We start from the raw sequence: 14,118 nt of genomic DNA, 5'->3' as shown, positions 1-14,118 counted from the left end.
ATTATACCGTTTTTGAATATTGCATGGGTTTGCTTTTATAGGCCGGATCAAACAGTACCGCCAGATTACGGATAAACAGTTTTCCACTTTCGTTCACCTGCAGTCTGTGATCGCCGTATTGAATTAATCCGTCGCTGATCATTTCGGATAAACGCTCTTCCTTAAACCCTGTGATCTCCAGGAATTGATCCGGTGAAATGCCATATTGTGCTGAAAATGCATTCATGTCAAACTCATCGTTACACATCACCTGCGTAATCACATCGCGCACAATCGCCTCATTATCTGTGAGTTCATATCCTTTCTCAACCGGAAGTTTCCCGTTTTCTATCAGTTCTTTATACTGTTTAATTTCCTTTACGTTCTGGGTGTAGCCATTCTCCAGCTGACTGATGGCTGACACACCGAAGGCATAAACCTGGCCTGTTGTTCGTTTGGTACAGTAACCCTGAAAATTGCGGTGCAGCATGTTATTTTCAAGCGCTATATTCAGCTCATCTTCTGGCAATACATAATGATCCAGACCGATAGCCTTATAACCGGCTTCCAGTAAAATATCGCGTGACCCCAGAAACATATCCATCTTTTCGCCGGGTCCCGGCAGTCCCTTTTTCTCCAGTATCTGCTGATGTTTTTTCATCCATGGCACATGGGCATATGAAAATGTGACGAGGCGATCCGGACGAATAGCCGCTGCTTTTCTGATGGTTTCCGTAAAGCTTTCCACAGTTTGTCCCGGCAGGCCGTAAATAAAATCAAGGTTAACCGAAATTCCGGGAGACAGCGACTTGATATATGTCACCAGCTCCTCTACCGGAACAGCCGATGGCTGACGATTCACCGTCTTCAACACCTCGGTATCAAAATCCTGAATACCCAGACTGAAACGGTTAAAACCTGCCGCTACCAGCTTTTGTATGTAGCTATTGTCGAGGTATGCCGGATTGCATTCAATGGCAATTTCCGGTTTTTCAATGGTATCAAATTGCCCCAGCAACTTACCGGTTATCGCAGTGAGGTAACTTACGTCCACCGCATTGGGCGTACCACCGCCAAAATGGATCTGTGAGATTTTACGGTTTTTATCCAGCCGTGCAATAATGCTGTCTATCTCCTTGTGAAGCGTCGTGAAATAGTCATCCACGGCATCATCGTTCCGGATGGTACAGGCGTTACAGCCGCAGTAAAAACAGATTTTTTTACAAAACGGCACATGAATATAAAAGGCAATCAGGTTGCTTTTATCGGCATCCGACTGCTCAATCATTTTAACATATTCCGTTTCGCCCACCGCATCGTTAAAAAAGTTTGCCGGGGGATAGCTGGTATAGCGCGGTACCGGTGCGTTATATTTTTCAATTAATTCACTTATCTCTTTCATCTTCTATCTCCTCCAGTCTGCATTCCGCAGCCAGTCTGTCATAAATTTTATCTTCTCATACGGTATTCCCGGAATAAACCCGTGCCCAAGGTTACAAATCCAGTTCTGGTTCTCCCTTCCAAATAGCACATATTCTTCCAGCACCTTCACAATTTCGTCCTCACTGCCAAACAACATGCGCGGATCTATGTTCCCCTGCAAGCCAATTTCAGGATGAACCAGTTCGCGTGCCGTTTTAATCGGCGTCTGCCAGTCGATGCTCAGAAAATCGCAATAATCCGGGGTGATCTCTTTTATGCCTGATCCCACATCTTTAGGGAAATAGATGAACGGAATGTTCAGCTGCCGAAGCTCTACAGCCACCTCCCTGACCATGGGTAAGAACAGCTCCTTATACAGGTTGAACGGTATCAGGCCGGCATGCGTCTCAAACAGCTGAAATGCACTGATGCCATGTTTTACCTGGTTGCGGGCATAAATTATGGTGAGATCTTTTATGGCGTCCACCAGCTTTTTTGTGGTGGCTTTATTTTCATAAATGAATTTTACGGCACTGGCAAAACCGGTCTTGCTGCTCAGACCTTCCAGCATATAACATAAAACCGTCAGCGGACCGCCGCAAAACCCGATCAGTGGAATTGATGCCGGTTTGGTTTCAATGATCTGATCAATGGCATTGTAGATGTACTGCAACTTTTCCGGATCGGGATGCAATGCTGCCAGCGGATCTGCTTTTTGGATCAGCGCTTCATCAAACTGCGGCCCGTCATCTGTAAAGTCCAGTCCCATTCCCATGGCATACGGGATCACCAGGATATCGGAAAACAGGATGGCTGCATCCACCTTCAGGTCTTCTACCGGTAATAGTGTGACTTTAGCCGCCAGTTCCGGATCTTTCATCATCTGCCAGAACGAATATTTTTCTTTTAATGCCAGGTAGGACGGCAATACACGGCCTGCCTGCCGCATGAACCAGATTGGCGGACGTTCGGTATATTCTCCGTGAAGGGTTTTCAGCAACAATGGTTTATCCATATATCTTATTTTTTCAGGCCTTTCAAAACCTCAAAATTCTTTTTTATTGTCATCTCAATATCCTCGTCACTGTGCGCCATCGACACAAAAACAGCCTCAAACTGCGATGGAGCATAATAGATACCCTGCTGAAGTGATCCGTTAAAATAGTCCGCAAACAGGCTGGTATCACAGGTCTGCACGTCGGCAAATGAGCTCACCGCCTCATTGCGTGTAAAAAACACGGTAAACATGGAACCTACCCTGTTGATAACCGCCGGAATTCCAAGTTCTGTAAGGTTGTTCCGGAAGCCGGTCACCAGACGATCGGATTTTTTCTCCAGTTCGTCATACAGCTCGGGCCTGTCGTTGAGTGTTTTCAGCGTGACATATCCGGCTGTCATGGCCAGCGGATTTCCCGACAGTGTTCCGGCCTGATATACCGGTCCAAGAGGTGCCAGTTGCTCCATGATCTCACGTTTTCCACCGTAGGCACCTACAGGCAGACCACCACCGATAATTTTACCGAAAGTAGTTAAATCGGGTTTAATACCACAAATGCCCTGTGCGCCACTTCGCGAAAGGCGGAATCCGGTCATTACCTCGTCGAAAATCAGCACAGCACCGTAGGTATCACAAAGATTTCTCAGTCCGGTAACGAATGATTTTTTAGGCCTTATCACACCCATGTTTCCGGTAACAGGTTCAAGGATAACGGCGGCAATGTCTTTTCCTTTTTCAGCAAATACCTTCTCCACAGCATCCAGATCGTTGTAGGCTGCCATCAATGTATCGCGTGCTGTTCCGGGCGTAATACCGGGTGAATCGGGTGTTCCCAGCGTCAGCGCTCCTGAACCTGCTTTAATCAGAAAACTGTCGCCGTGACCGTGATAACAGCCCTCGAATTTCAATACCAGGTTGCGTCCGGTATAGCCACGCGCCAGGCGTAGGGCACTCATGGTAGCCTCGGTTCCTGAGTTAACCATCCGGATCATCCCCACCGACGGCACCATCTCTTTTATCAGTTCCGCCATGGTGGTCTCTATTTCAGTCGGAGCGCCATAACTTGTACCACGCATCGCTGCTTCCTTCACCGCCTCAATGACCGGTTCATACGCATGACCCAGTATCATCGGGCCCCACGATCCCACATAATCAATGTAGGTGTTACCATCGATATCCGTGATTTTGGATCCTTTGGCACTGCTGATAAATACCGGATTGCTTTTTACGCTTTTAAAGGCCCTTGCCGGTGAATTTACACCGCCCGGCATGGCTTTCTGAGCCTCTTCAAATGCTGTTATACTTTTGTCAAATTGCATTGTTTTCAGTTTTTCGTCGGATTGAATTACAGTTTCTCAATAATATCCTGTGTAAAGTAGGATATGATGATGTCGGCACCTGCCCGTTTAATGGAGGTCAGCATCTCCATGGTCAGCTTTTCCTCATCTATCCATCCATTTGCTGCCGCTGCTTTGACCATCGAAAATTCACCGCTCACATTATAGGCTGCCAAAGGCAGATTGAAATTATTTTTAACGTCGCGGATAATATCGAGGTAGGACAATGCCGGTTTCACCATCAGGATATCAGCGCCCTCTATCACATCCTGCTCCGCTTCACGCAGGGCTTCCATGCGGTTGGCAGGATCCATCTGATAGGTTTTACGGTCACCAAATTTCGGTGCACTTTCGGCAGCATCTCTGAACGGACCATAGTAGGCCGAAGCAAACTTCACCGAATACGACATGATGGGTGTATTCTGAAAATTCGCTGCATCCAGCGCTTCACGGATCGCCTTTACACGGCCGTCCATCATATCGCTCGGAGCCACCATGTCCACACCTGCTTTTACAAGCGATACGGATTGTTTTGCCAGGGTCACCAGGGTGAAATCGTTATCCACATCACCGTCTATCAGTGTTCCACAGTGCCCATGTGTTGTGTATTCACAGTTGCAGATGTCAGCAACCACATAAAGGTCGGGCACCGCTTTTTTAATAGAATGAACCGCCTGCTGCACTATGCCGTGATCATGACAGGCCACCTCGCCGGTTTCATCCTTGTGTTCAGGAATACCAAACAGTAAAACAGATTTTACCCCTTTATCATACAATTCCTTACATCTTTCAGTCAGCACATCAACCGACATCTGGTAATTGCCCGGCATGGATGCAATTTCGTTCTTTACGTTTTTGCCATACCTCACAAACAGAGGCATGATCAGATCATCCCGCGTAAGTTTGGTTTCGCGTACCAAATCTCTTATCACCGGTGTTTTTCTTAATCTTCTCAATCGTGTTACAGGAAATGCCATGATTTTATTGTTTTTTGTGTTCGTTGTATGTAATGCTTTCTTCAATCAGTGTTTCAGATTTGGGTTCAGAGGCAATCACCAGCGGTTCTATGCCGTGCGACCTGCAGGCTTTGGCTGTCACCTTACCGATACAGGCTGCTCTGACCTCATTCATTTCAATATCTTTTTTAAACAGTGGTGCAAAATGATGCACCGCCGAAGGGCTGTAAAACAGGATCAGTTTATAATGCCCCTGAATAACACGCTCTTTAATACGACTGTCTGCAAAATCCGGCGATATGGTGTTGTACAAATCTAACCGTGTCACGCTGCAGAACCCTTCGAGTTCATCCGTAAACTTTTGGTCAGCCAGCTTTCCGGTTGACCACAAAACCTTGTCGTTCGTATCTAATACCTGTTGCTTCAGTTGTTTTGCGAACTGAACAGAATCCTTAGTATTACTGATAAAGTCCGGTTCTGTGCCGTATTCCTTCAGTGCCTCCGCAGTTTTATCACCGATCACGGCCGTTTTAAGCCCTGAGGGCAAAGCCGTTTTCAGGCGATCAAAAAAGTATTTCACCCCGTTAGAACTTGTGAAAACAAGCCATGAATACGACTGCAGCTGATCCGGAATGATGCCGGCACCCTGGTCCGGTTCAACCGGTACCGTTTGGATCAACGGCAATTCCAGCAATTCATAACCGGAACCGGAAAGCAATGGTTTCAGGGCTTCTGAATTTCCTTCAGCCCGTGTGGAGATAAAGACCTTCTCTCCTGCTTCAGTGCTTACACTATGTACAGATGAACGCTTATCCATTCACTCTTATTTCGTCCAGAATATCTTTACCACCCCTTCCGATGAGTTTTTCTGCCAGCTCAATTCCCAGGTTCTCAGCCTGTGCTGCGTCTCCGGAGAGAACTTCCGAAATATACCTGGAACCATCCACCGATGCAACAAAGCCTTTCAGGGTTAACCGGCCTTCTTTTAGTTCGGTGTAACACCCCACAGGAACCTGGCAACCACCCTCCAGGGTACGCATAAATGCGCGCTCCGCAGTGATGGATATCCATGTGTCTTCGTTGCTTATTTGCTGCATAACGGCATCCAGTTCGGGTCTTCCGGTGACCGTCTCCACGCCGATGGCTCCCTGGCTCACGGCCGGAATCATAATATCGGGAGAAATAATTTCCGACACATGCTTTTCCAGTCCGAGGCGCTTCAGTCCGGTATAGGCCATAATCATGGCATCGCAGTAACCGTCTTCCATCTTTTTGAGCCTTGTATTTACATTCCCCCTGATATCGACAATGGTAATATTTTTATTGTAATTCAGTAGTCCCGCCCTGCGTCTCAGACTTGATGTTGCAACGCGGTCTTCCGGAGTTAAATCTTTTAGTTTTTTGCCGGTAAAACTCACCAGGGCATCGTTAATGTCACCCCGTTCGCTTACGGCTGCCAGTTTCAGACCTTCGGGCAGCTGTGTCGGCATATCCTTCAGGCTATGCACGGCAATATCGATTGTACCGTTGATCAGTTCAACCTCCAGCTCCTTTGTAAAAAGCCCTTTATCGCCAATTTTTGATAACGAAACATCGAGTATTTTATCCCCTTTGGTCTTAATAATCTTAATTTCAACAAGTAACTCAGGAAAGTTTTTTGACAGGATATCCTTCATATAGTTAGCCTGGTAAAGCGCCAGCTGACTTCCCCGTGTACCTATAACCAGTTTTTCAAGTTGCATAAACAAATGCCTTAATCATTAAATAAAAACAAAGACTGAACTTTCTCTATGATGCTGTCATCCTTTTCATTTGTTGATAAGGCTTTCAACTGTTTGATCACATTCCTGGCATATTTCTGAGCAAGACGTTCGCCATACTCATCCATCAATTTAATTTCTTCGTCACCATAAAACTTTCTGGAATTTTCAATCTCATTTTTCTGTATGGTATTGAAATTCTTTGTAATGGAATTGATGACAGGCCTTAATCGTCTGTGTTCGAACCATTCCTTGAATTCATCTGTCATTTCCCTGATGATCATGCTGGCCTTATCCAGACTGTCAAAGCGCATTTTATTGGTATAATCCACTGAACCTTGCAGGTCATCCACAGAAACAACTTCTGCATTCTGCAACTCTTTTATACCATCATCAATATTTCTGGGAACAGAAAGATCAACAAAGATATTTGGTTTGCCGTTAATGTATTTTTCAACGTCAGATTTAGTAATCAGATGATTTTTAGCACTCGTTGCGGTAATTACAATATCGCAGTCAGGAAGATGTTCTTTAAAATTCTCAAAGCGGATTGCATTTCCTTTATACAGTTTGGCAAACTTTTCTGCTGTTTCGTAGGTGCGGTTCACCATATAAAAGTTTTTGGCTCCCTTATCACTTAAATAGTTAAGTGCTATTTTCCCTGTTTCGCCTGTACCGATTAAAAGAATATTTTTCTGGGATAAATCACCGAGTCTTTTGTAACACCAGTCGATCGCTACATAACTTACAGATGTGGCGCCCTGCTGTATTTTTGTTTTGGTTCTGACTTTCTTACTCGTTTCGAAGGACTTCTGGAATAAACGCATCAGTATGGCTCCGGTAAGGGCCGCTTTGGTGCTTCTCAGATAGCATTCTTTCACCTGATTTACAATCTGATTCTCTCCTAAAACAAGTGAATCAACTCCTGAAACCACCTCAAACAGGTGTTTGATAGCCTCGTCGTGTATGTATACGTAAAATGAATTATTGAAATCCTTTTCAATGTGTTTAAACTCTTTGAGGATCTCGACAATTTGTTTTATGGTTCTGTTCTTACACGATCTGTCACGGTAGAAATAAATTTCGGTCCGGTTACAGGTGGATAAAATGACGATCTCTTTGACGTCGGTTTGATCTATAATAAGTTCTGATAATGGTATCACCTCATTCTCAGCAATATAAAACGACTCGCGAATTTCAATGTTCGCTGTCTTATGGTTTATTCCTAATACACCAATCATGACTTATAGAAATATTAATAAAAAATTTGAAAATTCATAAAACCAGCCGGCTATTACAATATCCATACGGGTATATTGAACCGGTAATAATTCAGCAATCCGGAATTATGAATATATTGGAGGTGGATTTGGAAACAAGGAAAAATCATCATATGCTTCATCAGCATAGTAGTCCCTGTTCTTTGGTGGACTGAAATTACCTGTATACACCGGAAGTACATAATCCAATCCTGTTATACTGATAACCTCAGACATCGCATATTGTACATCTGTATAATGAATGGTATCTTCTGATATTTCCTGTTCAGAAGACTCCATATAGATGCTTTTGGCTTCAACCTTTTCGACATGTGATTTACTGTGCTTTTCAACAGATAATGTTATCATAAACACCGAGTAGATCACGGCGATGATGACATATGGTAATAGTGTTGAAAATGCTCCAAAGAAAAACATATACTTAAAATTGAGTCACAAATTTAGTATTATTTGGTTAATGCACACATAATTGATAACATCAGTTAACCAAATATGTTATAAAATATATGTTTTAATATGTGTTAAAGATTTTAATCATTTAATAAATTGAGATATATCAACGAAGCAGTTATTTTCTCTCATTCAAGGGCACAATAAGGGATATTATGAATAAATCATAGCGATTATTCCCGGATAATCTCCCGGATAGGTTTTGAAACTTAAATATGAAAATCCATAAGGATCATATACTCAAAAACAGTCTGTCGTACTATTATCAAAATCTAAATTCCATATGACTCTTAGCCTAAAACATATAAGATGCAGTTCAGGTAAAACATACGTTAAGTGTAAACTTTTCAATAGTTTAAATACACAAAAGAATAAAACATATTGTACTCTGGAAACAAGTAAATATAACAATTGCATTTTTATTTAACTAAAAATCTAAAACTTTAATACGAATTACGTTTTTTAACTATCTTTATGCATCAAAAGTTTGTTTTTAACATTAGATTGATAATTGAAGAGACGCCTGTATAACAAACTTAGACTTTAACACATACTTGCAATTATATCAGTTCATTATCTACAGCTTTCGGTGTAATAATTCATATACGTAATTCTATATGTCCGGGGCTAAATAAGTGGGTAGGAATATTGGCATGATGGGCATGTTTTAACTTCATTGCGAATTTATATAGAAATATTGATCACTTGAAACAGTAAATCATTAATCTCATGAACCCCCAAAACTTTCAGTATTACGCCTTTATCAGTTACAGCAGAAAAGATGAGAAATGGGCAAAATGGTTACAGAATAAGCTTGAGACTTATAAACTTCCAAGCATCATCAGAAAAGAGACGGGCAATCATATACCCAAACAGATAAGACCTGTATTCCGGGATAAAACAGATATTGGAGTCGGAAGTCTTACCCAATCCTTAAAAGAGGAACTGGAAGATTCAAAATGTCTAATTGTGGTTTGCTCACCCAACAGTGCAAAATCTGAATGGGTAAACCATGAAATAGAAGCTTTTAAAAAGATGGGGAGAAGTGATAAAGTCATCCCTTTTATAGTAGATGGAATACCTGATGAAAATAATGATGACCGGAACTGTTTTCCTCCGGCCATTTCTTTGGACACACTTGGAGCATCTGTTACAGAGTTAGGTAGGGATAAAGCTTTCGTAAAAATAGTAGCCGCTATCCTGGGATTAAAATTTGACCAACTATGGAACCGGCATAATCGTCTTGAGCGCAAAAAGAAAATTATTCGTCGGAGTATAGCCATCGGTTTATTTATTATGTTTGGAATAGGTGGATATTTATCATGGGATTATTATATCCCAAAATATGAATATTACGTAGACTATGTTGACAAATGGGGTATTCCGGAGGGAGTAATAAAACTATCAAAAAAAGAGCGTGCCGTTAGAAACAGGTTTTATCAATTTACTTATGAAAAAGGATTATTGCGCTCAGTGATGCACTGCAACTCTTCGTTAAGCCCTTTAGAACACGACCATTCAGAATATACTGACAGGCCAACCAAACAATTTATTATTTATAACAGCAAAAAGCAACTCAGTCAGGTTGACTTTGCCGATCGAAATAATAAAGTTTTGATGAGCTATAAATATGCAGGGAATAAATTTGATGAAGTAGATTTAAAAAACGCCCAGGGGAAAGATGCGGTATTAGCCAATAATATGACAAGTATTAGAGAAAATCTTTTAAATTCCACACTTAACAAAAGTAAAATAAACCATTATTCCATAACGCGAAATGATGAGGGATATGCTACTTCCGTCTATTATAAATATGGCGGATTAGAAAATGTATGCGATGCCAACGGTATATTTGGGAAAGCTTTCTCACTTGATGAAAAGGGAAGAATAATAAGCATATATTTTTTAGATGTTAATGGCGATACCCTGACCAACCGTCAGGGACTTGCAGGGAAAAAATATAATTATGACAAATTTGGGAATATTTGCAAAGTTGAATATGTAAACCTTAAAAACCAACTAACTATAAATGAAAAAGGCTACGCCTGTGAAATTATGGAATCAGATATGAATGGTAATATCTCATCTTTTTGTGAATACAATGATAGTATGCAACCTGTTAATTGCGATGATCTTTATTTTAAAATGATTATTCATTACGATGAAAAGGCCAACATAAATGAATATCAGTTATATAACACGAATAATGAATTATGTACAGGTAAAGAGGGCTTCGCCATAAAAAAAATCATCTCGGATGAGTATGGATATCCACGTAAAATTTATGCATTTGATGAAAAACAACAAAAATGTACAATAAATCAGGGTATATTTCTATACGAACATTTCTATGACAAAAATGGCAATTTACGAATTGAAAAAGCTTTTGATAAAGAAGAGAACTTAACCTATTGTACAGATGGATACGCCAAATCGATAATAACATATAACGATAAATTTGAAATTATAAACATATCCTTTTACGGGATCAATAATAAACCGTGTCTTTTAAATGGTGGCTATTCATCCTTTTCAAAAGAATATGATGAAAATGGAAAAATAATTAAGGAATCGTATTTCGACATTGACAGCAAGCCTGTTTTAATTTCAGAAGGATTCGCCATATACAATGCCCGGTATGACAGCAGGGGCAACCTCATAGAATATTTTGTTGAGGATACTGCCGGTAATCCCTGCTACTCAAAAGAAGGCATCTACCGGGGAGCATATGAATACGATCTCGCAGGAAACAGAACTAAAACAAGTTGTTTTGATACCAACAATAAACCAACAGCTTTAAAAGATTGTAATTATGCCAGTTACACCTCCGCTTATGACAAACGAGGAAATGAAATTGAAACTGCATATTACGATGAAGACGGTAACCTTGTGCTAAACAATACAGGCTATGCCATTGTGCGTAATGTTTATGACATTAAGGGTAATGATATTCAAACTACACATTACGATACAGATAAAAACCCGGTTATAACAAATGAGGGATGTTTTAAAATCATTTCAAAATTTAATACCAGTAACTTAGAAACAGAACAAGCTTACTATGATTTAAATGAAAATCCGGTAACTGCTTCAAGGGGATACCATAAAATGATATCAGAATATGATGAAAGAGGTAATTTGACGAAACAGACTTATTTAGATATTGAAAATAAGCCTGTCAAAAGTAATCAGGGATTTTACGAATATACTGCGAACTATGATCTATCGGGCAGACTTCTTGAAGTAAATTACGCAGATAAAAACAAAGAAGAAATTCATAGCAATGAAAATGATGATCCGGGCTGTAAGTATGACGATGCCGGAAGGCTTATAGAAAAAATCAATCTGAATGAAGACGGTAAATGCGTTATGAATGAAGAGGGATATGTTAAACTTAAGAACAAACTTGATGGCAACGGAAATATTGCGGAGCAAACCTATTACGATGCCGATGATAATGCAATACTACACAAAGATGGGTACGCAAAACTACGTTTCACATATGATGAACATGGGAATATTGTCGAACAGAGCTGTTTTGGAATTAGTGATAAACCTGTAATTTGTAAAGCCGGTTATGTAAAATATAAGGCTATATACGATGCCTACGGCAATATTACGGAAATGAAGTATTTTGGTTTTGATGACCATCTCCGGCTTATTAAAGATGGTTATGCTGGTTATACCGCCAAATACGATAAAAGAGGAAACCAAATTGAACAGCATTTTTTTGGTGTTGATGGAAATCCGTGTTTTAATTCATCAGGATACGCTTCTGTTTTCAGAAGATATGTTGATAACAACCCTACTTATATTGAATTTAAGGATCTGAATAACACTATCGACAATTTAAATGAAAGTATTGCGATTGTTGAAAATACATACGACGACAATGGAAACCTTGTTAAAAAAGCCTTTTTCAACAAAGATCATCTCCCCTGTACAAATTCGGCAGGTGTATCTTCCAAACAGTCCGTTTATGATAATAAAAATAATGAGATTGAAACATCTTATTGGCATAATAACCAACTGGTATATCCTGGTTCAGATGGCTATGCGTTAATGAAATCTGTGTTTAACGAACATGGACAGGTGACAGAACAAACTTATTTTGGATCACAAAGAGAACCAATAACCGGTAATAATGGATATTTTAAAGTCAGGATAACGTACGACGAAAATGATTATGAAAAAGAAAAGAGGTTTTACGATACAGATGATAGCTTAACTTGTTGCAATTACGGCTATGCTATTATAAAATCAAAACATGACAAAGAGGGCAACTTACTGGAACAATCCTATTTTGATAAACAGTCATCACCCACACAATACAAATATGAAGGTTATTCAAAAATAAAATTTAAGTACGATAAAAGAGGCAATGTAACCGAGAGTACCCTATTGGATTCGGATGGAAATAACTGTACTGGTTTATCGGGTTTTGCAAAAATTATTAATGAATACGACATCTATGGGAATAACACAAATGTTGCATATTATGATACCGCAGGGAAACTTGTAAACCACAGGCAAGATAATTATGCCAGGCAGGTATCCAAATACACACCAGAGGGATTACTATTAGACGTGACCTATTATGGCCCCGATGGGGAATACGCATTGTTTCAGAACCATTATTCAGCAATTAAGTTTGTTTATGACGAGTACGGTAACATGGTAAAAGTTAGTTTTTGGGGTGCAGATTCTTTGCCCTGCTTCAACGAAGATGCAGATTATTATTTTTCATCATCAACATCTTCCTATGATCTAAGCGGCAACCAGACAGAACAATGGTATTATGATATTGATGGACAGCCAAGTGTTGATGTTAGCGGGATACATGGCTTTAAACTGAAATATAACAAAAGAAATAAAGTAATTGAAAGAGCATACTTTGGCATTGATCGCAAACCAATATTAAACACTGAAGGAATCGCAAAAAAGGAGATAGAATATGATGAACGTAATAATATGACCAAAGTTAGATTTTATGATGTTACTGGAAACCCATGTAAGACTAAAGAAGGCTATTCGAAATTCTCCTGTATCTATGATAGTTATCAAAGGGTAACAGAACAAAAATTTTACGATGAAGAAAATAATTTATGCAATAGTGCTGAGGGCTATGCCAAATTCACAAAAATGTACGACAGCAGAAGTAATCTAATTGAAGAATCCTTGTATGATGAGAAGAATAGCCTAACGGTTCCTCCCAAATACAAGTATGCAACAAGAAGATTAAAGTACAACGAAAAAAGCCTTCTTATAGAAGAATCATCTTTAGATACAGATGGCAATTTAATGATTCAGGATGATGGGAATGCCTTTATCCGATATAAATATGATGACCGGGGTAATAAAACTGAAACCAGCCTTTATGATGTTAATGATCAACCATGCAATTCAAAATCAGAAGGTTTTCATACTATAAAAAATGTGTATAACTGCAGGAATAAGATTAAAGAGATGATATGTTTGGATCTCAATAATAACCTTATCTGCGGAACGCTTAGTTTTGCCAGAGCTGAATTAAAATATAACATATTCGGACAAATATCGGAACGATTGCTATATGATGAGACAAACACCCTCATTGAAAACAAAGAAATTGTTTATATAACTAATATTATTCCTGAAACCCAAGCCAGCAAACTGGACTTTCAGAAAAATTCTATACTGTGTGCTTATGGAAGCTGGGATATGACAATGACAAGGGAAGAATTAATAAAGGTGACTGCTCAGGAAAAAAATTTAGATAAAAAAATAATAATCTGTCTGTGGTCAAATAATGAATTTTTAGAATATGACTTCAAAGCCGGACAGGTTGGTTTTTACCATATAAAATATGAAGTCCCTGCTTTTAAATACGACGAAATATTGTTGAAATATAAAGAATACATACATAATTATTAAACTTTCATTATCATCCGTTTTTCT

The 14,118-nt window shown here is 39.8% G+C and carries 9 protein-coding genes; 1 reads left to right on the top strand and 8 read right to left on the bottom strand.

The genetic code is table 11. The features are described from left to right. Position 1 precedes the first annotated feature (1 nt). The 8 genes from hemN to ACE01N_RS13410 form a co-directional block, all read right to left on the bottom strand. Complete coding sequence (hemN, locus tag ACE01N_RS13445) at positions 2-1,381, bottom strand: oxygen-independent coproporphyrinogen III oxidase (RefSeq protein WP_380589845.1); 1,380 nt, start codon at positions 1,379-1,381, stop codon at positions 2-4. A 3-nt stretch (positions 1,382-1,384) separates the two neighbouring features. Continuing rightward, positions 1,385-2,416: a uroporphyrinogen decarboxylase gene (gene hemE / locus ACE01N_RS13440; protein ID WP_380589839.1), complete on the bottom strand. Its 1,032-nt coding sequence runs from the start codon at positions 2,414-2,416 to the stop codon at positions 1,385-1,387. 5 nt (positions 2,417-2,421) lie between these two features. Continuing rightward, positions 2,422-3,717, bottom strand: a complete 1,296-nt coding sequence (gene hemL / locus ACE01N_RS13435) for a glutamate-1-semialdehyde 2,1-aminomutase (RefSeq protein ID WP_380589833.1) — start codon at positions 3,715-3,717, stop codon at positions 2,422-2,424. A 26-nt stretch (positions 3,718-3,743) separates the two neighbouring features. Next, entirely contained in the window at positions 3,744-4,712 is a 969-nt protein-coding gene (gene hemB / locus ACE01N_RS13430) for a porphobilinogen synthase (protein WP_375727364.1), read from the bottom strand. Positions 4,713-4,716: 4 nt separating this feature from the next. Next, positions 4,717-5,508 carry a uroporphyrinogen-III synthase gene (locus ACE01N_RS13425; protein ID WP_380589825.1) on the bottom strand — a complete coding sequence of 264 codons (792 nt, stop codon included), beginning with the start codon at positions 5,506-5,508 and terminating at the stop codon, positions 4,717-4,719. Then, positions 5,501-6,433: a hydroxymethylbilane synthase gene (gene hemC, locus ACE01N_RS13420; protein ID WP_380589822.1), complete on the bottom strand. Its 933-nt coding sequence runs from the start codon at positions 6,431-6,433 to the stop codon at positions 5,501-5,503. The genes ACE01N_RS13425 and hemC overlap by 8 nt, the downstream gene beginning before the upstream one ends. A gap of 11 nt (positions 6,434-6,444) precedes the next feature. After that, complete coding sequence (gene hemA, locus ACE01N_RS13415) at positions 6,445-7,692, bottom strand: glutamyl-tRNA reductase (RefSeq protein ID WP_380589819.1); 1,248 nt, start codon at positions 7,690-7,692, stop codon at positions 6,445-6,447. A gap of 105 nt (positions 7,693-7,797) precedes the next feature. Then, positions 7,798-8,148: a hypothetical protein gene (locus ACE01N_RS13410; protein WP_380589816.1), complete on the bottom strand. Its 351-nt coding sequence runs from the start codon at positions 8,146-8,148 to the stop codon at positions 7,798-7,800. 762 nt (positions 8,149-8,910) lie between these two features. On the opposite strand from ACE01N_RS13410, the gene ACE01N_RS13405 reads away from it, so the two are divergent. Continuing rightward, a complete protein-coding gene (locus tag ACE01N_RS13405; protein WP_380589813.1) occupies positions 8,911-14,094 on the top strand; it encodes a TIR domain-containing protein in 5,184 nt (1,727 codons plus the stop codon). The last annotated feature ends 24 nt before the right edge of the window (positions 14,095-14,118 follow it).

Source organism: Quyinboa ferrireducens, assembly GCF_042436675.1.
In the GTDB taxonomy this organism is placed as follows: domain Bacteria; phylum Bacteroidota; class Bacteroidia; order Bacteroidales; family UBA5342; genus JBHJHP01.
The sequence above is the reverse complement of the archived record's forward strand: the minus strand, read 5'-3'. Positions and strand labels throughout refer to the sequence as shown.

Excerpts from the sequence above, each read along its gene's own strand:
- hemC (WP_380589822.1), bottom strand. The coding sequence starts at position 6,433 with ATGCAACTTGAAAAACTGGTTATAGGTACACGGGGAAGTCAGCTGGCG.
- hemN (WP_380589845.1), bottom strand. The coding sequence starts at position 1,381 with ATGAAAGAGATAAGTGAATTAATTGAAAAATATAACGCACCGGTACCG.
- hemE (WP_380589839.1), bottom strand. The coding sequence starts at position 2,416 with ATGGATAAACCATTGTTGCTGAAAACCCTTCACGGAGAATATACCGAA.
- ACE01N_RS13425 (WP_380589825.1), bottom strand. The coding sequence starts at position 5,508 with ATGGATAAGCGTTCATCTGTACATAGTGTAAGCACTGAAGCAGGAGAG.
- hemL (WP_380589833.1), bottom strand. The coding sequence starts at position 3,717 with ATGCAATTTGACAAAAGTATAACAGCATTTGAAGAGGCTCAGAAAGCC.
- ACE01N_RS13410 (WP_380589816.1), bottom strand. The coding sequence starts at position 8,148 with ATGTTTTTCTTTGGAGCATTTTCAACACTATTACCATATGTCATCATC.
- hemA (WP_380589819.1), bottom strand. The coding sequence starts at position 7,692 with ATGATTGGTGTATTAGGAATAAACCATAAGACAGCGAACATTGAAATT.
- hemB (WP_375727364.1), bottom strand. The coding sequence starts at position 4,712 with ATGGCATTTCCTGTAACACGATTGAGAAGATTAAGAAAAACACCGGTG.
- ACE01N_RS13405 (WP_380589813.1), top strand. The coding sequence starts at position 8,911 with ATGAACCCCCAAAACTTTCAGTATTACGCCTTTATCAGTTACAGCAGA.